The 20,890-nt window shown below is 61.5% G+C and carries 16 protein-coding genes; 9 read left to right on the forward strand and 7 right to left on the reverse strand.

Annotation, left to right across the window (positions count from 1 at the left end):
* Positions 1-21 precede the first annotated feature (21 nt).
* Entirely contained in the window at positions 22-1,494 is a 1,473-nt protein-coding gene (astD, locus tag G5193_RS04965; RefSeq protein ID WP_421205188.1) for a succinylglutamate-semialdehyde dehydrogenase, read from the forward strand.
* Between the two features lie 56 nt (positions 1,495-1,550).
* The gene (locus tag G5193_RS04970) at positions 1,551-2,348 is read left to right on the forward strand and encodes a DUF1338 domain-containing protein (protein WP_005347890.1); all 798 of its coding nucleotides are present in this window, start codon (positions 1,551-1,553) and stop codon (positions 2,346-2,348) included.
* Between the two features lie 92 nt (positions 2,349-2,440).
* Here the strand turns inward: G5193_RS04970 and G5193_RS04975 are convergent, their stop codons facing one another.
* Entirely contained in the window at positions 2,441-3,547 is a 1,107-nt protein-coding gene (locus G5193_RS04975; RefSeq protein WP_421205190.1) for an anhydro-N-acetylmuramic acid kinase, read from the reverse strand.
* 123 nt (positions 3,548-3,670) lie between these two features.
* Positions 3,671-4,996 carry a peptidoglycan DD-metalloendopeptidase family protein gene (locus G5193_RS04980; protein WP_421205192.1) on the reverse strand — a complete coding sequence of 442 codons (1,326 nt, stop codon included), beginning with the start codon at positions 4,994-4,996 and terminating at the stop codon, positions 3,671-3,673.
* A 109-nt stretch (positions 4,997-5,105) separates the two neighbouring features.
* Between G5193_RS04980 and tyrS the strand changes: the two genes are divergently transcribed.
* Positions 5,106-6,305, forward strand: a complete 1,200-nt coding sequence (gene tyrS, locus G5193_RS04985) for a tyrosine--tRNA ligase (RefSeq protein ID WP_019445249.1) — start codon at positions 5,106-5,108, stop codon at positions 6,303-6,305.
* 42 nt (positions 6,306-6,347) lie between these two features.
* On the opposite strand, the gene G5193_RS04990 is transcribed toward tyrS, so the two are convergent.
* Positions 6,348-7,283 (reverse strand): LysR family transcriptional regulator, encoded by a 936-nt coding sequence (locus G5193_RS04990; protein ID WP_421205194.1) that lies wholly within the window; start codon positions 7,281-7,283, stop codon positions 6,348-6,350.
* A gap of 108 nt (positions 7,284-7,391) precedes the next feature.
* Here G5193_RS04990 and budA point away from each other — a divergent pair, with 108 nt between their 5' ends.
* Both budA and alsS read left to right on the forward strand, forming a co-directional pair.
* Complete coding sequence (gene budA, locus G5193_RS04995; protein WP_005338506.1) at positions 7,392-8,186, forward strand: acetolactate decarboxylase; 795 nt, start codon at positions 7,392-7,394, stop codon at positions 8,184-8,186.
* Between the two features lie 18 nt (positions 8,187-8,204).
* Entirely contained in the window at positions 8,205-9,875 is a 1,671-nt protein-coding gene (alsS, locus tag G5193_RS05000) for an acetolactate synthase AlsS (protein WP_005338504.1), read from the forward strand.
* 115 nt (positions 9,876-9,990) lie between these two features.
* Here the strand turns inward: alsS and G5193_RS05005 are convergent, their stop codons facing one another.
* Together G5193_RS05005 and G5193_RS05010 are read right to left on the reverse strand one after the other, a co-directional pair.
* Positions 9,991-11,403: an MATE family efflux transporter gene (locus G5193_RS05005; RefSeq protein ID WP_042055186.1), complete on the reverse strand. Its 1,413-nt coding sequence runs from the start codon at positions 11,401-11,403 to the stop codon at positions 9,991-9,993.
* A 73-nt stretch (positions 11,404-11,476) separates the two neighbouring features.
* Positions 11,477-12,415 carry a LysR family transcriptional regulator gene (locus G5193_RS05010; protein ID WP_042055187.1) on the reverse strand — a complete coding sequence of 313 codons (939 nt, stop codon included), beginning with the start codon at positions 12,413-12,415 and terminating at the stop codon, positions 11,477-11,479.
* Positions 12,416-12,913: 498 nt separating this feature from the next.
* Here G5193_RS05010 and G5193_RS05015 point away from each other — a divergent pair, with 498 nt between their 5' ends.
* On the forward strand, positions 12,914-14,206 hold the full coding sequence (locus G5193_RS05015; protein WP_005338498.1) for an HAAAP family serine/threonine permease: 1,293 nt from the start codon (positions 12,914-12,916) through the stop codon (positions 14,204-14,206).
* A gap of 91 nt (positions 14,207-14,297) precedes the next feature.
* Here the strand turns inward: G5193_RS05015 and G5193_RS05020 are convergent, their stop codons facing one another.
* Together G5193_RS05020 and G5193_RS05025 are read right to left on the reverse strand one after the other, a co-directional pair.
* The gene (locus G5193_RS05020; protein WP_157161224.1) at positions 14,298-15,017 is read right to left on the reverse strand and encodes a substrate-binding periplasmic protein; all 720 of its coding nucleotides are present in this window, start codon (positions 15,015-15,017) and stop codon (positions 14,298-14,300) included.
* 90 nt (positions 15,018-15,107) lie between these two features.
* Positions 15,108-16,130, reverse strand: coding sequence for an MBL fold metallo-hydrolase (locus tag G5193_RS05025; protein ID WP_252412597.1), 1,023 nt, complete (start codon positions 16,128-16,130; stop codon positions 15,108-15,110).
* A gap of 155 nt (positions 16,131-16,285) precedes the next feature.
* Here G5193_RS05025 and G5193_RS05030 point away from each other — a divergent pair, with 155 nt between their 5' ends.
* The 3 genes from G5193_RS05030 to cadC all read left to right on the forward strand — a co-directional run bounded on the left by G5193_RS05030 (position 16,286) and on the right by cadC (position 20,513).
* Positions 16,286-17,185, forward strand: a complete 900-nt coding sequence (locus G5193_RS05030; RefSeq protein ID WP_245131573.1) for a LysR family transcriptional regulator — start codon at positions 16,286-16,288, stop codon at positions 17,183-17,185.
* A 101-nt stretch (positions 17,186-17,286) separates the two neighbouring features.
* Positions 17,287-18,567, forward strand: coding sequence for an L-methionine/branched-chain amino acid transporter (gene yjeH / locus G5193_RS05035; protein ID WP_216977219.1), 1,281 nt, complete (start codon positions 17,287-17,289; stop codon positions 18,565-18,567).
* A gap of 392 nt (positions 18,568-18,959) precedes the next feature.
* Positions 18,960-20,513, forward strand: coding sequence for a lysine decarboxylation/transport transcriptional activator CadC (gene cadC, locus G5193_RS05040; RefSeq protein WP_421205197.1), 1,554 nt, complete (start codon positions 18,960-18,962; stop codon positions 20,511-20,513).
* The last annotated feature ends 377 nt before the right edge of the window (positions 20,514-20,890 follow it).

Consider the following 20,890-nt stretch of genomic DNA (forward strand, 5'->3'; position numbering starts at 1 on the left):
CCAGCGACAGGGAGTGAATGGATGAGCCAGTTAGTGCAATTTATCGACGGTCAGTGGCTTGCCGGTGAAGGCAAGCCGTTCGAGTCAACCGATCCGGCCAAGAACGAGGTGATCTGGCAGGGGGCTGCCGCCAGTGCGGCGCAGGTGGATGCCGCCGTCAAGGCCGCCCGTGCCGCCTTCTACCACTGGGCGGACATGAGCCTTGAGGATCGTCTGGCCATAGTGCGTCGTTATGCCGACCTGCTTGGCGAGCAGAAAGAGGTTTTGGCCCTGACCATCGCCCGCGAAACAGGCAAACCGCTGTGGGAGACCCGCACCGAAGTGGCCGCCATGCAGGGCAAGATTGCCATCTCCATCCGTGCCCACGACGAGCGTACCGGCACCGTTGAAAATGCCATGCCGGGCGCCAAGGCGTTTGTCCGTCACAAGCCCCACGGTGTGGTGGCGGTGTTCGGCCCTTACAACTTCCCGGGTCATCTGCCCAACGGCCATATCGTACCTGCACTGATCGCGGGTAACGCCGTGGTATTCAAACCCTCCGAGCTGACCCCCATGGTCGCGGAAGCCATGGTCAAGGTGTGGCAGGAGGCCGGATTGCCCAAGGGAGTGCTCAATCTGGTGCAAGGGGAGGTCGAGACTGGCAAGTCGCTGGCTGGCAACTCGGATATCGACGGCCTCTTCTTTACCGGCTCCTCCCGCACCGGCCATTTCCTCCATCAGCAGTTTGCCGGCCAGCCGGGCAAAATTTTGGCCCTCGAGATGGGCGGCAACAACCCGCTGATCGTGAAAGATGTGAGCGACATCGACGGCGCCGTCTATGCCATCGTCCAGTCGGCGTTCATCACTTCCGGTCAGCGCTGCACCTGTTCCCGCCGTCTGTTTGTCGAGCGGGGCGAGCGGGGCGATGCCCTGGTCAAGCGACTGCTCGAGGTGGTCGGCCAGATCAAGGTCGGCCTCTATGACGCTGCCGAGCAGCCGTTCATGGGCTCGATGATAAGCGAGAAGGCTGCACTGGGTATGGTCGAGGCGCAAGCCAACCTGCAGCGCCTCGGTGGTGAGAACCTGCTTACCCTCAAGCACCTGGAAGCGGGCACAGGCTTTGTCTCCCCGGGTATTATCGACGTGACCTCAGTGAGCGCGCTGCCTGACGAAGAGTACTTCGGCCCGCTGCTGCAACTCATTCGTTACGATGATTTCGATGCTGCCATCGATCAGGGCAACGCCACCCGCTACGGTCTCTCGGCCGGTCTGCTGGGGGACAAGGAGGCGGACTGGCACCACTTCTTCAAGCGGATCCGCGCCGGTATCGTCAACTGGAACAAACCCATCACCGGCGCCTCCAGTGCCGCGCCGTTTGGTGGTATCGGTGCTTCCGGTAACCACAGGGCGAGCGCCTACTACGCTGCTGACTACTGTGCTTACCCAGTTGCCTCTGTCGAAGACAGCAAAGCGGCCATGCCGGATCAACTGTCGCCCGGCCTGCGCTTCCAATAACGACACGGGGCATCCAGCGGTGCCCCCATCTGTACCTGCAATCAAAGGAAAGAGAGATGCAAAAGGATATCGACACCCTGTTCAGCCATCTGTGGGACAACTACATCAAGGTGACCCCGAGCGCCCTCAAGGTGCACACCCTGCTGGGTGGCGGCGAGCCCATCGTCAACGATCACGTGGCGTTTCGTACCTACAACCTGCCCAAGCTGGGGCTGGAGAAGCTGGCCGCCCACTTCCTGGCGCTCGGTTACGAGCAGAAGGGCGAGTACGTTTTCAAGGCCAAGAAGCTCTACGCCAAGCACTTCGAGCATCAGGATCCGGACGCTCCCAAGGTGTTTATCAGCGAGCTGAAGGTGGAAGAACTCTCCCCAGCGGCGCAGGCCATCATCCACAAGCTGGCCGATCAGGTGCCCGATCATCTGACCGATACCCCGGCATTTCTCTACACCGGTGCCCCCTGGCAGGTCTCCTATGCCGATTATCAGACTCTGCTGGCGGAGAGCGAGTACGCGGCATGGATGGCAGCATGGGGCTATCGTGCCAACCACTTCACGGTCAATATCAACAAGTTGAAGGATTTCGACACCATCCATCAGGTCAATGCGGCGCTCAAGGCGGCGGGTTTTGTGCTCAACAGCGTGGGTGGCGAGGTGAAGGGGGACCCGCAGGTGATGCTGGAGCAATCCTCCACCATGGCAGACAAAGCCGAGGTGCCGTTCAGCGATGGGGTGCGTACCATCCCGAGCTGCTTCTACGAGTTTGCCCTGCGCTACCCGCAGCCTGATGGCGTGCTCTATCCGGGCTTTGTCGAAGCGTCCGCCGACAAAATTTTTGAATCCACCAATGCCATGTAACAACGGGTGTTGGCCAAAGTGCCACTGTTCATGATGTGACATGACGACAGCCCCATATCGGGGCTGTCGTCATTTGCATATCTGGGGGATATCTAGGGTGCGGGGTAGAGAGCACCCAGCACAGCCGGACGGCTGGCGCCGGTGACGGCGGGCAGGTTGCCGGGTTTGTGCTTGATAAAGCGCTCCGCCAGCCAGGCAAAGGCTGCGCCTTCCATCCAGTCGGGCGCAATGCCAAGTTCGGCAGTGCTGGCGATGCGCCATGCGGGCAGCAGGCTGGCCAATTCGCTCAGCAGCGGGGCGTTATGGGCGCCGCCGCCGCAGACAAACAGCTCGGGACGGGTTTGCGCCTCATTCGGCGCAGGCAGCTGGCGGGCGATGCTGTGGCAGGTGAGCGCCTGCAGAGTGCGCTGCACATCCGCCGCGGCATAGGGTTGGCCAGCCAGCTCGCCATCGAGCCACTCCAGGGTGAACATCTCCCGCCCGGTGCTCTTGGGGGCGGGGGCGGCGAAATAGGGGTGAGCCAGCAGCTTCTCCAGCAGGGCCGGGATTGGCTTGCCGCTGGCCGCCCACTGGCCGCCGGCATCGTAACCGGCCCCCTTGGGGTGATGGCGGCGATACCAGCCGTCGAGCAGGGTGTTGGCCGGGCCGGTATCGAAGCCATAGACCCCGTTGGCATGGCCCGGCAGCACCGAGATATTGGCGATGCCGCCGAGGTTCAGCACCACCCGCAATGCACCGGGGCGGGCAAAGAAGGCCTGATGGAAGGCGGGCACCAGCGGGGCCCCCTGACCGCCGAGGGCCATGTCCATGGTGCGAAAGTCGGCGATGACATCGATGCCGGTCAGCGCCGCCAGCAGGGCCGCGTTGCCGATCTGCAGGGTGAAGCCAAGCTGGGGGCGGTGGCGGATGGTCTGGCCGTGGCTGCCGATGGCGCGAATATCGGCGGGCGTGAGGCCCGTATTGGCCAGCAGGGCGTGGGTGGCGGCGGCAAATTCGCGCGCCACCAGATTGTCGGCCACCCCCATGCGATCGATCTCGTTGTCGCTAGGGGTACAGAGCTCATGCAGCTCGTGGGCGGTTGGCCAGGGGTGGCTGAGGGCCGCCTCGACCCGCAGTTGATCCCCGTCGATCACCACCAGCACGGCGTCAATACCGTCCATGCTGGTGCCTGACATCAATCCGATATAGCGTTCAGCCATTGGCTCTCCTCACTCGCTGGTCGGGATAGTCCGCTTCCCGACACCGATGCAGCATGGCGCCGAGCCATGCGCAGGCAAAATAAAAAGGGCTGGCGGGGCTGCTACCCCGCCAGCCCTGATGGCTTAGTTGCCGCGGCTATCCCGCTTGTTCTGGGCCAGCTGCAGCTCGGGGCTGTCGAGCTTGGCCAGTTGCGGCATCGCCAGCTTTTTGAAGTTGGCCAGCTCGCGTCCGCTCAGGGTCTCTGCCTGCGGCAGGGTGAGGGTGCGCGGGTTCTTGTGAATGCCGCCCACCACGAATTCGTAGTGCAGGTGCGGGCCGGTGACGCGGCCGGTGCCACCCAGAGTGCCGATGGTCTGCCCCTGCTTCACCCGCTGTCCCTTGTTGACGGTGCGTTTGGAGAGGTGCAGGTACTTGGTCACATAGTTGCCGGCATGCTTGATAAAGACGTAGTTGCCGTTGAACTGGTTGTAGCCCGCCGCCACCACGTTGCCGGAGCCCGCCGCCATGATGGGGGTGCCCACCGGCGCCACATAGTCGATGCCGTTGTGGGGGCGGATCTTGCCGGTCACCGGATGGAGGCGGCGCGGGTTGAAGTTGGAGCTGATGTATTTGAAGTTGACCGGCGCGCGCAGGAAGCTCTTGCGCATCGCTTTGCCTTCCGGGGTGTAGTAGTTGCCATCTTCATTGAGCACGGCGCGGTAGGCGGTGCCCTGGTTGACGAACTCCGCCGCCAGAATATCGCCGGAGGCGACCCGCTCGTCGTCGCGGAACTTGTCTTCATAGACCACCCGGAAGCTGTCTCCCGGTTGCAAGTCCTGGGCAAAGTCGATGTCCCAGCCGAAGATGGCGGCCAAGTCCATGATCTGATCTTCGGTCATCCCCGCATCCACCGCGGCGCCCCAGAAGCTGGAGCGGATCTCCCCTTTGCTCACCTGTTCGCGGGTGTCGAGGGCGATCTTGACGTTGCGGGCGACAAAGGTCTCCTCCTTGCGGCTCACCTTGAGCGCCTGCTCCAGACTGTGGGGGTAATAGAGGCTGTGCAGCTCGCCGTTCTCGGTGAGCTTGAAGGTGAGTTCCTGCCCAGGTTGCAGCATCCGCAGGGGATCGCTGCCCTCGAGCTGATCGATCAGGTGCAGATCCGTGGTGCTCAGGCCAATGCGCTGGAAGATGACTCCCATGTTGTCGCCACGGCGTACCTTCACCTGCTTGGTGATGTAGCGTGGTTTGGGCGGGGTGGCAGGCTGGGCGGCCTCGGCCGGCAGCTCGTTGTTCAGCGCGTTATCGTTAGCCGGTTCCCGCAGGGCAATTTCGTTGCCGTTTTCATCGACCCGTGTTGCTACTGCCTGTTCGCTGGGCCAGGCAGCCAGCATCATGATCATGATGCTCAAGATCAGCACCATCTTGCGGTGCCAGTGGGGGAGTGCGTTGAAGGCGTGCCAAATAACCATGAGAAGCAGATGAAGTCGGGCAGAATGGACGGATTTTACAGCCTTTCCAATTGGCCCGCCATTCCAGTAATATGTTTGGCCCTGTGGAATCGTGATGGAGAGTCAAAAAATGTCCCAGCTCGAGGTGGCGCTAGCCGAGATCAAGCGCGGAGCGGAAGAAATTCTGGTTGAAGAAGAACTTGTCGCCAAGTTGAAGGAAGGGCGCCCGCTGCGCATCAAGTTGGGCATGGACCCGACCGCCCCCGACATTCACCTGGGTCATACCGTGATCCTCAACAAGCTGAAAACCTTCCAGGATCTGGGCCATGAAGTGATCCTGCTGATCGGTGACTTCACTGCCATGGTGGGTGACCCCTCCGGCAAGAACGCCACCCGTCCGCCGCTCTCCGAAGAGGCCATCAAGCACAACGCCCTCACCTATGCCGAGCAGGCGTTCAAGATCCTCGACCCCGCCAAGACCCGCATCGAGTACAACTCGACCTGGCTGAGCGAGCTGGGTGCGACCGGCATGATCAAGCTGGCGGCCAAGCAGACCGTGGCCCGCATGATGGAGCGCGACGACTTCAAAAAGCGCTACACCGGCGGCCAATCCATCGCGATTCACGAATTCCTCTATCCGCTGCTGCAAGGCTATGACTCGGTCGCGCTGAAGGCGGACGTTGAGCTTGGCGGTACCGACCAGAAGTTCAACCTGCTGATGGGCCGAGAGCTGCAAAAAGATGCCGGCATGGCGACCCAGTGCGTGCTGATGATGCCGCTGCTGGTGGGTCTGGACGGTGTCAAGAAGATGTCCAAGTCCGCAGGCAACTACATCGGCGTCCACGACGCTCCGGGCGAGATGTTCGGCAAGATCATGTCCATCACCGACGATCTGATGTGGAACTACTACGAGCTGCTCTCCTTCCGTCCGCTGGCTGAAATCGAAGAGTTCAAGGCAGGCATCGCTGCCGGTACTCTCAACCCGCGCGACGTGAAGATCTGGCTGGCCAAAGAGATCATCGCCCGTTATCACGACGAAGCGGCGGCCGAAGCGGCCCACGAAGATTTCACCCAGCGCTTCTCCAAGAACGCCATTCCGGACGAAATGCCGGAAGTCGAGCTGGCTCTGGAAGGCGAAGGTCTGGCCATTGCCAACCTGCTGAAAGAGGCGGATCTGGTGGCCACCACCTCCGAAGCGCTGCGGATGATCAAGCAGGGTGCGGTCAAGGTGGATGGCGAGAAGCTGGAAGATGGCAAGGCACTCATCGGTGCCGGTACCGCCGTCTATCAGGTCGGCAAGCGCAAGTTTGCCCGCGTGACTGTCAAATAAGCAGTACCGTCAAATAAGCCGTCGCATCAGGCAAGCTGGCCATCAAACCGGTTCAAGCTTGTTCAACAGGGCCTCCTTCTGGAGGCCTTGTTGTATCTGGGCGGCACGGATCTGGGCGATAAAGTGCCGCAGCACGGCACTGCTTGGGTGTGGCCGTGTTGCCAGACTGATGCTGGTCATCATGCCGTTGCCCTCAATGGGGTGATAACTGACCCCGAGCGGGCGCAGCGCCGCCACCGAGCTGGGCACCAGAGTCACGCCAAAGCCCGCCTGCACCATGCCGACGGTAGAGATCACCTGCGGGCATTCGGGCCCCAATATAGGCTCGAACCCCGCCTCCCGGCAGAGACCCACGATGCCGTCATAGAGCCCGGGCCCGATGGCGTGGGGAAACAGAATAAAACTCTCGTCCTTCAGGCTGGCCAGTGGCAAGGGGCCCGGCTTGGCCTTGGGATGGCTGGTCGGCAGGGCGATCAGCAGCGGCTCCTGCTCGATAAGGTGGTGGGCAAAGCCCTCGCTACCGCGGCAGGGGAGCCGCAAGATGGCCGCATCCAGCCGATCGTTGCGCAGCGCCTCCACCAATGCCGGCATGGTGCCCTCCTGCGGGCTGAGGGCCACCTCGGGGTAGCGCTCCCGATAGTCGTGCAACAGGGTCAGCACCGCAGGGTGGAGCACGGTGGAACCGGCGAAGCCGATCCTCAGCGCCCCCTGCTCGCCCCGAGCAATCCGCTTTACCTTCAGTTTTGCCGCATCGGCCAGCGCCAGGATCTGCGCCGCATCCCGATAGAGGCTCTCGCCCGCCTCGGTCAGTTCGACACTGCGGGTCAAACGGCGCAGCAGAGGGGTGCCCAGGGTCTCTTCCAACTTGCGGATCTGCTGGCTCAGGGGCGGCTGGGCCATGTTGAGTGATTCGGCTGCGCGGGTGAAATTCTGCTTTTCAACAACGGCCATGAAGTAGCGGAGCGTACGAAGTTCCATATCGATTGAGTCTCAAAGTCATGGGATCAGCGTATTGGTGTTGAAATGTGAACCAAGTCACCATTGGATCCGAACGCTAACAGGATTCACGGTGGAGGTGAAACCCGAATGGAACATATTGCAACATCTGACAGTGCCGGGTGCAGCTGTGCCCTCGAAGTGAGCCAGCAGTTTTCCCGCTGGCGCAGGCAGCATGACGGTGGTGAGATCTACCAGAGTTCCCTGATGAGCGCCCTGCTGGCGGGGGTCTACGAAGGGGAGACCACCATGAGCGAGCTGCTGCGCCACGGCGACTTTGGCCTCGGCACCTTCAATCACCTCGATGGTGAGCTGATCGCCTTCGAGCGCCAGATCCACCAGTTGCGCTCCGATGGCTCGGCCCGTCCCGCCCGCGCCGATCAGAAGACTCCCTTTGCGGTGATGACCCATTTTCGCCCCTGTCTGGAGCGTCGCTTCGACCATCCCCTAAGCCGTGACGAGATCCACCAGTGGGTGGATCGGCTGGTGGGCTCCGACAACGTCTTCGTCGCCCTGCGCCTCGACGGCCAGTTTGAAACGGCCAAGGTACGTACCGTGCCGCGTCAGGAGCCCCCCTATCGCCCCATGCTGGAAGCCATCGAACAGCAACCGCTGTTCCGTTTTGCCGCGGTGGCGGGGACTCTGGTGGGTTTTCGCTGCCCGCCGTTCGTGCAGGGGGTCAATGTAGCGGGCTTTCACGAGCACATGATCACCGCCGATCGCAAGGGGGGCGGTCATCTGCTCGACTACACCATGGCCCACGGCACCCTGCGACTTTCTGTGGTGCGTCACCTCAATCTGGCCCTGCCATCGGATCCCGCTTTCCGGCAGGCCGACCTCAACCCCGCCGATCTCGATCGCGCCATTCAGGCCGCCGAAGGCTGATAGACAAGGAGCAATATCATGGAAAACAGACAGTGGAAGTGCGGTGCCGAGCTGGTGGTTCGTCATCTGGAGGCGCAAGGGGTCAAGCAGGTGTTCGGGATCCCGGGGGCCAAGATTGACCGGGTGTTCGATGCGCTGGAGGACTCCCCCATCGAGACCATAGTGGTGCGCCATGAGGCGAACGCCGCCTTTATGGCGGCCGCCGTGGGGCGCCTCACTGGCAAGGCGGGGGTGGCGCTGGTCACCTCGGGCCCCGGCTGCTCCAACCTCATTACCGGGTTGGCGACTGCCACCTCGGAGGGGGACCCCATGGTGGCGCTGGGCGGTGCGGTGCGCCGTGCCGACGGCCTCAAACTCACTCATCAGAGCATGGATACGGTCAACCTCTGCCGTCCGGTCACCAAGTTCAGTGCCCAGGTCAACAGCGGGGCGGCGATCTCGGAAGTGATGGCCAACGCCTTTCGTGCCGCTGAGCTGGGACGGCCAGGGGCTGCGTTTGTCAGCCTGCCGATGGATATCATCAACAAGCCGGTACAGGGCAATGTGCTGGTGCCCCGCGAGGTGCCGGAGCCGGGCTGTGCCGATGAACAGAATATGGAGCAGGCATTGACCCTGCTGCGCAACGCCCAGAATCCGGTGGTGCTGCTCGGCCTGATGGCGAGCCGGCCGGAGAATGCCGAGGCAGTGCGCGCCTTCCTCGACAAGGCGCGGCTGCCGGTGACCGGTACCTATCAGGCTGCCGGGGTGGTGGACAGCTGCCACTTCGATGACTTTGCCGGACGGGTGGGGCTGTTTAACAACCAGCCGGGGGATCAGCTGCTGGCAGGGGCCGATCTGGTGATCTGCATCGGCTACAGCCCCATCGAGTACGACCCCGTGCTGTGGAATGGCGATCGGGAGCGGCGCATCCTCCATATCGACGTGCTGCCAGCCGATATTGACAGCAGCTACTGCCCGACTGCCGAGCTGGTGGGGTCGATCCGCGCCAACCTGTTGCAGCTGACCCGCATCATGGGCAATCCGAAAATCCGTCCCCCCGAGGTGGATCGGCTGCTGCAAGGGGTACGCCAGCAGCGGCTGCGACTGGCAATGCGGGCCGACGATCTGCACGGCAATCCGGTTCACCCCTTACGTATCGTGCGCGAGCTGCAGGATCTGGTACGCGACGACATGACCCTCTGCGTCGACATGGGCAGCTTCCATATCTGGATTGCCCGCTACCTCTACAGCTTCCGTGCCCGTCAGGTGTTGATCTCCAATGGTCAGCAGACCATGGGGGTGGCACTGCCGTGGGCCATCGGTGCGGCGCTGGTGCGGCCGGGTGAGAAGGTGATCTCGGTATCGGGGGATGGCAGCTTTATGCAGTCGAGCATGGAGCTGGAGACGGCGGTGCGGCTCAAGAGCAATATCGTCCACATCATCTGGGTTGATAACGGCTACAACATGGTCGCGATGCAGGAGCAGCAGAAGTATTGCCGCACTTCCGGCGTCTCTTTTGGCCCCATCGACTTCAAACGCTATGCCGAATCGTTCGGGGCGGCCGGGTTTGCGGTGCGCTCGGCCGACGAGCTGCGCGCCACCCTGCGTGCTGCGCTGGCGGTGGAGGGGCCAGCTGTGGTAGCCATTCCGGTGGATTACTCCGACAACCCGGGGCTGATGGCCCAGCTCAGGCCAGAAGTATTGGCATAAGTGTGGGCAGCGGTGTTGGCCTGAATCCCTGTGTAAGGGCAGGCAGACCCGCCCATATAGCAAAAACCGGCATCAATGGATGCCGGTTTTTTATTGTTTTGCGGGATTGGTGGCCTTAACGGGCCAGCTGGACGGCGGCGCGTGCGCGGGCCGGTTGCGGGCGACGCTTGTTTTTTGGCGCGCAGGCCATCTTCAGGCGCAGCCACTCGCGCCACAGCAGCCAGCAGAGCGGCAGGGTGAGCAGCAGCACGGTCGCGGGCTGGGCCATCAGCACCCCATCACGACCCCACAGTTGCGGCAGCAGGAAGATGAGCGGCAGCAGCAACACGGTTTTGGCGATGGAGATGACCAGCGCCTGACGGGTACGTGCCATGGATTGCAGCAGCACGATGCCGAACATGATGATCCCCTCCAGCGGAATGGCGCCGAGGTTGAGGGTCAGACTGCTGATGGCGGCGGCCAGCAGCTCGGGATCCTTGTCGCCGGTATAGAGCATGGCGACCTGTCCCGGCAGCAGCTGGATGGTGAGCCACACCAGCATGCCGTAGATAAAGGTGAACTTGAGCCCCATCTCCATCAGGTACTTGAGGTTGCGGTGGCGCTTGGCCCCTGCCGCCTTGCTGATGAGCGGCTGAATGCCGAAGGCGAGCCCCTGCAGAATGACGATAAAGACAGCTTCGGTGTAACCGGCCACGGTAAAGCCCGCCAGATCCTTCACATTGCCGTACACCATCAGCTGGCTGTTGTGCAGCATCAGCAGCAGGCCGAGGTTGAACTGGGCAATCAGGCTCGGCAGACCGGTAAAGAGCAGGTGCGGCATGGCGGGGAGGTTGGGCACCAGATCCCGCCAGCTGAGGCGCAGCCGCGCCCAGGGGGTAAAGAAGTAGCCTAGGCCGATCAGGCTCACCGCACCCTCTGCCATCAGGGTGGCTTGCGCGGTCCCGATCAGTCCCAGCCCCAGCCGACCCACCATGATGTAGTTGAGGATGATATTGAGCACGGCGCCGCTGCTCACCAGCACCATGGCCAGTTTCGGGCGACCATCGTTGCGCAGCAGATAGGGCACCGCCAGATTGCTGGCCAGCAGCAGGGTACCGCCGCCAATCCAGGTGAGGTAGTCACTCGCCTGTTTCCAGGTCTCGGTGCCCTGTTCAATCCCCAGCCCCAGCAGGATATCGGTGTGGGTGTAATAGAGCAGCACCGGCGCAACGCCCCCGAGTCCGGCCAGCAGCCAGAGGGCGTTGACCAGCGCCTGACGGGCCAGCGTGTCGTTTTTCGCCCCTTGCTGGAAGGAGATGGCAGTGGCCGCCCCCATGCTGATCATGGCGGCCAGACCGATCAGCACCATGATGACCGGATAGACCAGGTTGATCCCGGCGAGGCCAGCGGCACCGACATAGTGGCCGACGAAGATGCCGTCGATGAGGTAGTAGGCCCCCGAGACCAGCATGGCAAGAATGGAGGGGAGGGCGTAAGCCCAGAAGCGACGGGTCATGGCCCGTTGCCGCAGTGTTAAATAGGCAGACATATCTGTTCTCTCGGGGAGTTCGATTATCGAACAGCTAGTCTAGATTAATACTTATTTGGTGATAATCAGGGTTTCACTTGATGAATTGCTGAGTATTACTCACTAATCCGGGGTTTTGGTAGTGGGCCTTGAGCATGTCGATCAGGATGCGCAGCCCGCTGCCCAGTTGATGCCGACTGGGATAGAAGAGGTAAAAGCCGGCAAAGGTAGGGCACCAGGGCTCCAGCACGGTGAGCAGTTTCCCTTCCGCGACCTTTTGGCTTACCTCCTCTTCCAGACAGTAGGCCAGTCCCAGCCCCGCCTCGGCGGCGCCCAGATAGAGGGCCGGGGTGCTGGTGGTGAGCGGCCCGGTCACTTCGATCTCCAGCATGGTGCCATCGGCGGCAAAGGCCCAGCGATAGTGGTGGTGCGGAGTGAGGCGATAGCCGATGCAGGCGTGGCGGCTCAGCTCGCTCGGGTGTTCCGGCGTACCGTGCTCCGCCAGATAGGCCGGGGAGCCCACCACCAGATAACGCTGAGGCGGGCCGAGGGGGATGCCGATCATCTCCTTGGGCAGCAGATCGCCATAAAAGAGCGCGGCATCGTAGCCATCTTCAATCAGCCGGGGCATCAGCTCCTGCTCCACCACCTCCACCTGCATCCGCGGATAACGGGCCAGATAGTCGATCAGCACAGGTGCCAGCAGGCTGTCGATGGCGCCGCGCGGAGCGCAGAGCTTGAGTCGTCCCACCGGTTCATCGCTGTTGCGGGCCAGCTCGCAAAGCGCCTCTTCAAGAGTATTGAGGGTGGGGAGCAGCTGCTTGAGCAACCGCTGGCCCGCTTCTGTCGGCACCACGGCGCGGGTGCTGCGGTTGAGCAGCCGCACCCCCAGCCTTGCTTCCAACCCCTTCAGGCTATGGCTGAGGGCGGAGGCGGAGACCCCGAGTTCGAGGGCGGCCTTGCTGAAACTGCGGTGACGGGCGACGGCGGCAAACACCGCCAGTTCGGCGAGATCGGTACGGGTAATGGTCATCATCAATCAACAAAAAGGCGTGAGTCACAAGGGTACGCCAAGGCCGTGTCGCACACAATCCGCGCTAAATGGGTGGCTTGTTGCAAATATGTAGCTGCTCGCAGGCCATTGATTCCAGTGAAACTAAGTTGAATTGTTAAAAAAAACTCACAATAAGGCGCTTTGAGTGTGATCTTGGTCGTCCGAAAGGCGACCAAAATCAAACTTTGGTTGATTAATTCAAAAAAACGCTGTGATTAATAAGGGCATTTAATTAAAGTCAGCCCATCAAGAGTGGCGCACGTTAATCGGTTGTTAAGTGAGACGGGCGCCGACCCTCAGGGTCAAAATCTCGCACTGTTGTTTGTTGCAATCCTGTTGTCACAAGGAGTGATGGCCAGGTTGCCGGGGGGCGAGAGGTTAATATCAAGGACGGACAGCAGGCGTTCCAGGGAGATGGAACCGGGCCAAGGCCCGACCAAACAAGAATCCCATTTTCCTAGATGACAGGAACAACGTATGTCTGACATGAATATTGCAGCTGATGGTCGTTTAGCCAGCAACACCTCCCGCGGCGTCAACAAGGCCGATGTGGTCTGGATGCTGGGTCTGTACGGTACCGCGATCGGTGCCGGTGTGCTCTTCCTGCCAATCAACGCCGGTGTAGGTGGCCTGTGGCCGCTGGTTGCCATGTTGATCCTGGCGCTGCCGCTGACTTTCTTTGCTCACCGTGGTCTGACCCGCTTCGTGCTGTCCGGCTCTACCCGTGATGGCGACATCACTGAAGTAGTAGAAGAGCACTTCGGCAAGACCGCAGGCAAATTCATCACCCTGCTCTACTTCTTTGCCATCTACCCGATCGTGCTGATGTATTCAGTTGCCATCACCAACACCGTCGAGAGCGTGATTGTTCACCAGCTGGGCATGTCTGCACCTCCCCGTGCCGTTCTGTCACTGGCCCTGATCCTCGGTCTGATGGCGGTTGTTCGTCTGGGCGGCCAGGTTATCGTCAAAGCGATGAGCGTGCTGGTATTCCCGTTCGTGCTCACCCTGATGGGTCTGGCGTTCTACCTGATCCCGCACTGGAACGGTGCCATCATCACTGAAGCTCCGGCCCTGTCCGACGCCTTTAACGGTGACTTCATCAAGACCCTGTGGCTGGCTATCCCGGTAATGGTGTTCTCCTTCAACCACTCCCCGATCATCTCCTCCTTCGCGGTGGACAACAAAGGTCGTTACGGTGAAGGTGCCGAGAAGAAGTGCAGCAACATCCTGCTGGGTGCCCACGTCATGATGGTGATGACCGTTATGTTCTTCGTATTCAGCTGCGTACTGAGCCTCTCCCCGGCTGACCTGGCTGCTGCCAAAGAACAGAACATCTCCATCCTGTCCTACCTGGCCAACCACTTCGATAACCCGGTTATCGGTACTGTGGCTCCGCTGATCGCCATGGTTGCCATCAGCAAATCCTTCCTGGGTCACTACCTGGGGGCGCAAGAAGGCATGAACGGCCTGATGGCCAAGGCGCTGCGCGAGAAAGGCAAGAACGTTGACACCAAGCAGCTGAACAAAGTCACTGCCGTGTTCATGATCCTGACCACCTGGGCCATCGCTACCATCAACCCGAGCATCCTCGGCATGATTGAAGACCTGGGCGGCCCGATCATCGCAATGCTGCTGTTCCTGATGCCGATGTACGCCATCACCAAGGTTCCGGCCATGCGCAAATACGCTGGCAACATCAGCAACGGCTTCGTGACCATCATCGGCCTGATCGCCATGTCCGGTATCATCTACAAGCTGATTGCCTGATAACTCCGGTTACCAAGTTGAATGAAGAAGCCGCCTCGCAAGAGGCGGCTTTTTTTATGGCTGTTTGGGGCGCCGAGCGGATGCGGTATCGCTACTTCATCAGCTTCTTCACCTCGTCGTTGGCCAGCGCCTTGTTGAATTTGTCCCGCGCTTCTTTCCCCTTGGCGGAGTTGGTAAAGCAGACGTGGAGGGACTTGTCCTCGAGGATCTTGCCGTTGAAGCCGAGGTTGGCGGCAACGTCCTTGAGTTGGGGATCGCTCTCCAGCAGATAGGTCATCACATTCTGGTCGATGACCGCCAGATCGAGCCGACCGTTGCCGAGCTTGAGCAGGTTCTGGCTGTCCGAGCTGGTGGCGTCAGCCGAGAGTGCCTTGCTGGCCACTTTTTCGTCGAACTCGGTGGTATTCACATAGCCGGTGACGACACCAATTTTCTTGCCCTTGAGGTCATCAAGGCTTTGCCAGGTGACCGGCTGATCGGCTCGCTGGGCAAAGCCGAGAGGGCCGTTACCTATGGGGTCGGAGAAGAGGCAGCTGCTCTTGGGGTCGAGATACTCGGGGAAATAACCCAGTACCTCGGGGTTGTTGGTCGCCTCGTCCACGGCCCGTTGCCAGGGATAGAACTTGATGGTCAGCGGGTCGCCAGCCAGGGCAAAGGCTGCGGTCACCACCCGACTGCTCTTGCCCTGCTCAGGGAGGCTGGCGCTGGTGTAAGGGGGCCATTCAAGGCTGGTCAACACTGCCGCCTGCGCGGCCGACATGCCGAACAAGGGAAGAGTGGCCAGGGCGAGGTGCTTCCATTTCAGGCTCATAGGGATAACTCCTTGTGGTCAAACACCCCTTAAAGATAGCCCCCGGTGTCGATTGCGGATGCCGGCCATGGCTGACCGGCATCCGTGCCTCTATTTGTTGTCGATATTCTCCGACTGCCAGAGGGCATAGCCCTTGCCGGAGGCCGTGGTGGGCAGATCAATCTGCATCAGGTCGTTGCCGATGACAAAGGGGCCCGAGTAGCGGGCGCGCAGATCCTGCGCCAGATCCTTCACCCTGATCTTGCCGTTGAGGCCGATATGGCTGAACACGGTCAGCGCCGGTTTGGCTTCGTTCATTACCCGGGCCGCCTGCTCAGGGGAGGCGAGGTGACCGGCGATTGCCTTGTAGCCGGGGTTGGCCTTCATCTGCTCGGCAGAGGTCATGGAGACGCAGTGCACCAGCAGATCGGCCCCTTTGGCCTGCTTCACTACTTCGGGGCTGTAGCGGGTATCGCCGGAGAGCACCACGCTGTGGCCGTGGTAGTCGATGCGATAGCCGAATGACGGCTTGATGTTGACCCCGTGGTCGTTGTCAAAGGCAGTCACCTTGACCCCGTCATGGTTGTAGACCACCCCGGCGGTGACCTCGTGGCTGTTGATCTCCACCCCGTCCAGCGGCGTTCCCTCATCCTTGACCCGGGTGGCGATGTCGGTGGCGTAGGCCTGCTGCAAGCCACGGGCGAGAGCTGTGGTGCCTTTGGGGCCGTAGAGCTCCATCGGCGCGTGGCGCTGGCCATAGGCCGGTTGCAGCCAGCCGGTCAGCCAGAGATCCGCCAGCCCGTTGGTGTGGTCGGAGTGAAAGTGGGTGAGGAAGAAGGCGTTGACCCGGCCGATGGGGATATGCAGCTGCCACAGGCGAGTGGCGGAGTTGCGGCCAAAATCGAACACCAGCTTCTGGTTGCCCGCTTCGACCAGAGTGCTGTAGCCGCCCCGGCTGATCTGGGGCACCGGAGTGCCGGTGCCGAGCAGGCTGACCCGAAAGATATCGGGCTGGGCTTGAGTTGCTGAGGCAGGGGCATGGTCGTGGTTGCTGATAAAGCTGCTCTCGGCGGCCTGACTGGCGCCGCTGGCCAGCAGACCGACCAGTAATGCGGCCAGATAGGTGCTTTTCATGGGAATTTATCCTGTGGGGAAGGGACGGCATCACTATATTGGTAACCAAAAGTTAAATAAATTGACTGAAATCTATTTCTTACTAAACTTTTGGTTGTGAATCAGGGGCTTTGTCGCGGGCTAAATGGCCTTGAAACGGGCAAAAAGGAGGGGTTGTGGACCGATTGACCAGCATGCGTATCTTCACCCGGGTGGTGGATCTCGGCTCCTACAGCGCGGTGGCGAGCGAAGAGGGGGTCAGCGCCCAGATGGTGGGCAAGCATGTGCTGGGGCTGGAGCAGTGGCTGGGGGGCAAGCTGTTTCACAAGACCACCCGCCAGCAGACCCTGACCGAGCTGGGCCAGCTTTTTCTCGCTCGCTGCCAGCGGGTGTTGGAGGAGCTGGCACTGACCGAGTCGCTCACCCAGAATCTGCTGGCCGAGCCGGCCGGACGGCTGCGCATCGCCGCTCCCCTCAGTTTTGGCCACCACCGGCTGGTGCCGCTGCTGCCCGCTTTTCTCGACCGTTACCCCAAGCTGGATCTGGATCTGCAGCTTACCCCCCGCTGGGTCGATCTGGTGGAGGAGGGGTTCGATGCCGCCATCCGTACCCTGCGCCCGCAGGATGAGGCGCTGATTGCCCGTCCGTTGCTGACCCAGCACTACCGCCTCTGCGCGGCCCCCGACTACCTCAATCGCCACGGCGTGCCCCGTCATCCGGCCGATCTCGCCCTCCACCAGTGTCTGCACGGCAACTGGGGCGAGCACGAGCGCTGGCAGTTTGTTGGTGAGGATGGTCAGAGCGAGGAGGTGCGGGTTGCCTCGCGCCTGCGCATTAATCACTGGCCAGCCTTGCTGACGGCTGCGCTCTCGGGGGCTGGCATCACCTTGCAGCCGGCCGAACAGGTGCGTGAGCATATCGCTGCGGGGCGTTTGCTGCCGCTGCTTGGTCGCTATCAGAGCCCGGCCAAGACCCTCTACTTCATCTATCCGGCGGCGCGGCGGCAGGTGCTCAAGATCACCCTGCTGGGGGATTTTCTGGCCGAGTCCCTGCAAGCTGAGCCCGAGCCTGAATAAAAGGCTGCATATTCTCGCCACCGCGCTTAACCATCGTGCTTAACAAAGGGGCGGAGCAGGCCTAACATGGCGGGATGTTTTTCTAGTCGGGACAAAAGGATATGTCTGGGTTGAAAAAGGATCTCGGGCTCTGGCAGGGGATGGGGCTGCTCGCCACCTCGCTGCTTGGCACCGGGATCTTCGTGGTACCGGCGACCGCCGCCTCGCTGGCGGGTGGGGCCTCGCTCTGGGCCTGGTTGCTGCTGATTGCGCTGGTGCTGCCCATCGCCTTTACCTTTGCTCGCCTCGGCCGTCGCTATCCCCATGCGGGCGGCGCGCCGCACCTGATCGGCCTCGCCTTTGGCAACGGCGCCGAGCGCTTCTCCGCCTTCCTCTTTCTGGCTGTGCTGCCGGTGGGGCTGCCTGCCGCCCTGATGATTGCCGCCGGTTTCTGGCATGCCCTGTTCGAGATGGGGGAGTGGACCCTTTGGGCCATCCAGTTGCTCACCCTGCTCGGGGTCTTTCTGCTGGGGCTGCGCGGGGCGCGCTCCTCCGGCAACCTGCAACTGTTGATAGCGCTCGCCATTCTGGGGCTCACCCTGCTGATCTGGTTCAAGGGGGAGGTGAGCTGGCGCGATGCGGCCCGGCCGCTGCCTAGCGCGGATGAGTGGCCCCCTATGGCCACCGCGCTGGCGGTGATGTTCTGGTGTTTCGTCGGGCTGGAAGCCTTCGCCCATATGGGTGAGGAGTTCAAGCGGCCGGAGCGGGACTACCCCATCGCCCTGCTCGGCGGGGTGCTGCTGGCGGGGCTTATCTACTGGGTGCACTCGCTGGTGGTGCTCAAATATGGCCTCTACGGCGATGAGGCGAAAAACGCCACCGCCATCCCCTCCCTGCTGGCGCTGCTGTTCGGCCCCACCGCCAAGTGGCTGGTGGCGGTGCTCGGCTACCTATCCTGTTTTGCCAGCATCAACATCTACATTCAGGGCTTTGCCCGGCTTATTTGGAGCATGGCACGGGAAGGCAAGTTGCCCCCCTCGCTGGCCGTGCTCACCGCGCGCGGCGCGCCGCTGCGGGCGCTCGGCCTAGTGCTCGCCATCTGTCTGCTCTGCATCACCCTCATCATCTGGTTGCGACTGCCGCTCGATGAGCTGATCCGCTACGCCAACGGCAACTTCGTGCTGGTCTACCTGCTCTGCATGGCGGCGGGCTGGCGTCTGCTCGGCGGGGTGGGCAAGGGACTGGCGGGCGTGAGCGTACTGCTCTGCGCTCTGGTGCTGGTGGCACTCTCCACTCAGGTGCTCTATGCGGTGGTGCTCAGTCTTGGCTACGGCGGCTTCTCGTTGTGGCGGCGTCATCTGCGCCGCAGTCGTCAGCAGGATGCGCTCCCGCTGGCGAAGTAACGTCTCCCCGATTGTCGAAGAAATGAGAAAGCCCTGATGTTCAGGGCTTTTTGATTCCGGCATATGGGATGTTCATATGAATACTAGTTGGCATGCTATTTGCCGAAAAGTGCGGTGTCGGATCAACTCAACGGCGATTTATAGCCAAAAAAAGTGGGATCCAGCTCCCGTTTTGCTTAAAGTGATCCCTTCCGATCCCGGTGGTCGGAATGCCCGCAAGGATGCCCTTCAGACGTAAACAGGATGGCCTGGCCAGACTGACTCTCAGAGATGTGATTGCTTCGGTTCTCTTTTTATCTGTCACCTGTAGTGATAGCGCCTTGTTCCGTTCAGTCAGCCCGGGTTTTGCGTCTCTCTCATCGTGCATTGTCACCATCTGCAGCGAGTGAATCATGAGCGAATCGGTTTTTGAGATCCACGACTGGACCCTGAGCGTTGACGACAACATGTTGTGTCGCCCCGACCGTGAGGTCTACCTCGAACCCAGACTGGTCAATCTGTTGCGGTTTCTGGCCCACAATGCCGGCACCGTGTTTGGCCGCGATGCCCTGATCAACGAGGTGTGGGATGGCGCCGAGGTGACCGATCAGGTAGTGACCCAGTCCATCTTCGAACTGCGCAAGATCCTCAAAGATGGTCGCACCGATGCGACCGACTATATCGTCACCGTACCCAAGCGCGGCTACAAGCTGGTGGCACCGGTGCGGCCGTTGCAGGTGGTTTCCGTGGTGATGGCGGACGAGCAGCCCGCGCCCGCGGTCAATACCGCTCTCTCCGACAACCCGACGCTCTCCGATCTGAGCCCGCCCGTGGCTGAGCAGGATGATGATGCACAGCCCAATGTCGCCCCTTTTCCCGCCGGGCCCCTGACCCGCGCCATCTCTACCCATGCCAAGGATGCCCGCAGCCGCTGGAAGATGGTGAGTTTCGATATCTTCGTTGCCATCGTGCTGATCGCCATTGTCAGCATGCTCAGCTACCAGCACACCAGCCCCCAGGTACACGCCATGCTGGATCCCAATCTGCTGGTGTTCCGCTTCCACTCCGGTATGGATGACAACAACGAGAACGTGCGCCTCGCCGATGGCATTACCCGCGCCCTGATGGGGGAGGTGGCCGTGGCTACGCCGCTGCGGGTGCAGTATGGTGCCACCACTCTGATGGGGGGCATCATGCCCGGCAAGGAGCTGAGTGTGCGGGTCACCCGCCAGCCCCGTGGCACCTATCTCGATCTGGAGTATCGCAATATCAACACCAACCGGGTGCTGTTCAGCCATCAGTACCAGCTCAGTCGCCACAGTGTGCACGGCGTGTTGCAGGCCAGCAGCCAGGATCTGCTGCGCGCCCTCGACCAACCCGATGCCGAGCCGGGGATGGGCTGGCCGACCGATGATGCCTCCCTGATGGCGATGATGGAGGCGCAGTACTACATCAACAGCCGGGATCCGGTCGCCCTCAAGCGTGGCATCGATCTGCTGGAGCAGGCGCTGATTGCCCATCCGGATCAGCCGCTGCTGTTGGCGGAGCGCTATCTGGCGGGCGAGGCGCTGGCCACCTTGGCGGGCAAATCCGAGAGCGAACGGCTGCAGGGGATTGGCACCCATCTCGCCAGCGTGGTGCAAAACAGCGGCGCTCTCCCTGCTCGGGTGTGGGAGGCGTTGACCCTGCAGGCGCTCCTCAACGGCCAGCAACAGCAGGCCAACTATCTGCTGGAGAAGGCGGCGAGTCGCGGCCGCTCGGTGCTCTATTACATACTGCAGGGCAAGCTGGCGGAGCTGGACGGTCGTCCCGAGGCGGCGGGTGATGCCTACAGTCAGGCCTTTCTGATGGAGGCGACCGAGCAGACCTATCTGCTCTGCCAGCAGCTCGGTTTCTACAGCAATATGGAGAGCCTCACCCCGGCTCTGTTCAATGCGCTGGGTCAGAGCAAGGTGAAGCTCTTCTAACTCTGCAGTGTTGGTTTTCCCCCGGTCGGTGCGGTTGCCGGCCCCATCCACAGGCTGCCTTCGGGCGGCCTGTGCGGTTTCTGCTCGTCTCAATCCTGCTTCTTTGCCATTGGGGATAGTCGCTCTGGCGAGTCATGATTTATCCCCCACCGCTCCCCACTATCCCCACTTGCCTTGCCCACGGCATTCGTTGCACTCGCGTTTGTTCGGCTTTACGCCGTGTGCAGCTTGTGACATCTGCTCATGGTTGGCGGCGGGATAAGCTGTCTGTCTCGACCCATTTCTCATTGCTTACCGGTTATCGCCGTTGCGCTTTACCTCTGAGTTTGGATTGTGATGAGCCGAGCTGAGGGGCGAACAGGAGGTGAGTGGCCACT

The organism is Aeromonas sp. 601027, assembly GCF_049174455.1.
Classification (GTDB): Bacteria; Pseudomonadota; Gammaproteobacteria; order Enterobacterales; family Aeromonadaceae; genus Aeromonas; species Aeromonas veronii_A.